General features: G+C 52.2%; 4 protein-coding genes. All 4 read right to left on the reverse strand.

The window, feature by feature from the left end:
- The coding region (locus H6B10_RS14065; protein WP_204652177.1) for a pseudouridine synthase at nt 1-539 on the reverse strand (539 nt) is incomplete at its 3' end.
- A 9-nt stretch (nt 540-548) separates the two neighbouring features.
- The gene (gene ytfJ, locus H6B10_RS14070) at nt 549-941 is read right to left on the reverse strand and encodes a GerW family sporulation protein (protein WP_204652178.1); all 393 of its coding nucleotides are present in this window, start codon (nt 939-941) and stop codon (nt 549-551) included.
- Between the two features lie 26 nt (nt 942-967).
- Complete coding sequence (locus tag H6B10_RS14075; RefSeq protein WP_204652179.1) at nt 968-1,777, reverse strand: hypothetical protein; 810 nt, start codon at nt 1,775-1,777, stop codon at nt 968-970.
- 6 nt (nt 1,778-1,783) lie between these two features.
- Complete coding sequence (scpB, locus tag H6B10_RS14080) at nt 1,784-2,272, reverse strand: SMC-Scp complex subunit ScpB (RefSeq protein ID WP_345941852.1); 489 nt, start codon at nt 2,270-2,272, stop codon at nt 1,784-1,786.
- Between the last annotated feature and the right edge of the window lie 16 nt (nt 2,273-2,288).

The raw sequence follows: 2,288 nt of genomic DNA on the forward strand, positions 1-2,288 counted from the left end.
GTACGTCCCGGTTCGTCCGTCACAACATGGATGACGCATGGCTGTGTGCGCACGCCGTCATCCAAGACAACGCCGGATGCCATTTGAACAACCTGTTCTTCCGTTGCGCGCGGATTGACCGTAACCCGGTACAATTTGCCCACGCCTCCGGAAGGATGAGTAAGCAGGTTAATGAACGCGCCGTCATCAGTCATCAACAGCAAACCCTCGCTGTCTTTGTCCAGGCGGCCAACCGGCCGCAGCATAGCCGGTACATCGGCTACCAGATCCATAACGGTCTTTCTGCCCCGGTCATCGGATCTGGTGGTCAGATATCCTCTGGGCTTATGAAGCATAATATAGGTATATTGACGCTTACGCACGATCCGAACGTTTTTTCCATCAATAGAAACCTTATCGTAATCGGGGTCCATTTTATCTCCCAACCCCACGGGATGTCCGTTGACTTTTACTTTTCCGGCGGCGATCAGTCGTTCAGCCTCACGGCGGGAACAAATCCCCTGATCAGCCAGTACTTTTTGTATCCGTTGTTCTGCCATGCTTACTCCTTACGCTTTGGGTTCGGCCTCTTCAGGCTTATCCTTCTTCATCATAGCGGTGATTTTCTCAACCAGATCCGGCAATGCCGCAATCGCATTATCCACCGCGGTAACTTTTTCAATCAGCTGGACCGTGCGGACATTTCCTCCGGAAATCACAAGGAATGCAACCGGCGTAACGGAAACTCCGGCACCGGTACCGCCGCCGAACATCTGCTTGTCCGATTTCGGCGCTACGTCAGACCCGCCAGACGCAAAACCGAAGGTGACACGGGAAACAGGGATGATGGTAGTGGCAGCGTCCACATGGATCGGATCGCCGATAATCGTACTGGTATCTACCATTTCACGAATCTTGTCGATGGTAACGCCCATCAAACCTTGAATAGGATGCTCTGCCATAATAACTCCTCCTCAAATTTATGCGGTCAATTGTTTTCGGTTTTGGGTTGTGTTTTCGGCTGCAGCAAAGGATCTCTCCAGATCCGGTACAGCAGATGGATCATCAATGCGGCACTGGCCGACACGGTAAAAGAAATTCTGCGTTCCGTTCGGCGCGCGCCGGTAAAATCCGGTTCCAGCCACAGGCGGTCACTTTGCAGCCGTACAGTCTGCTGCATCAGTGCCAGCGCTGTATTTAATGCCCCCATGGCAGCGCCATAGGTAATTGCTGTTGCTGCTGCATCGTCGCAGGTGACTGTCCAGAACACATTCAGATGGCGAATGTGCAATTTAAATACAGAATGGCGATCAAGCCACTGCATATGCCCCAGCACGCACTGCAACATAGCTTTGGGGTCTTCTTCCAGCACCTCTATCGCCCGTTCCAAGCGGCCACGAATACCAGAAGGCAGTTTGTCCAGTTCCTCTTCTGCTTCCGGGGGCGGTTCTTCGACTACAGGAGGCGGATTTGCAGGTGCGCCTTGTTCCGAAGGTGCTTGTGCAGAAGGTTCTGTTTTCGTTTTTTCCGTAATCGGTTCCGTCTGCTGCTCCGGTTTTTTGGGTACTTCCTTCTTTATAGTGGATAAGGTTTCACTTACAGCACTTTGCTTTTTGGCCTTCGCGCGGTACGCCCACAATGTGCGGCGAAAAGGTCCGTACACAACCGACAACCGGAATTTTCCGGGTTTATATTCAACGGAAAAGCCAAGCGGCAGCAGCAACGCCGTGATCAGTATCGCCGCCAGAATCAGCAGCAGAACCGCGAGAATTTTAAGTATAGCAAGCAATACAGGCATCGTTGCTCACTTCCATTCCAATTGTTCGCTGTCTTGTTCCGGAACTTCATCCGGCGCCTGTTCGGCCGTTTCTTCTACCCCCGCTTCATCGTGCAAAGGCGGAAGATCCTGCAGGCTCCCCAGTCCGAACACACGAAGGAATGTGTCGGTAACCTGAAAAGCTACCGGTTTTCCCGGCAGGTCCAATCGCCCAGCTTCCTCGATCAAGCCTTTTTCCAACAGTTTTGTAACTGTGGACGAAGAATCCACACCTCGAACCTGTTCGATAAAGCTGCGAGAAACAGGCTGGTTATAAGCAATTACAGCCAGGACTTCCAATGCTGCCGGTGAGAGCGGCGCATTGCGGCGTGTATCAAGAATTCGCTTGACAATCTCCCCATAATAGGGCCTGGTTGTCATCTGCCAGCGGTCCGGGCCAAAACGCAATAAAGCAAAACCGCTTTCCTGTTCATCGTATCGTTTTTGCAGACGTTCCAGCAAATCCTGCGTTTCCACGGTGGAAAGACGCAGT

It is taken from the genome of Gemmiger formicilis, from assembly GCF_016901605.1.
In the GTDB taxonomy this organism is placed as follows: domain Bacteria; phylum Bacillota; class Clostridia; order Oscillospirales; family Ruminococcaceae; genus Gemmiger; species Gemmiger formicilis_B.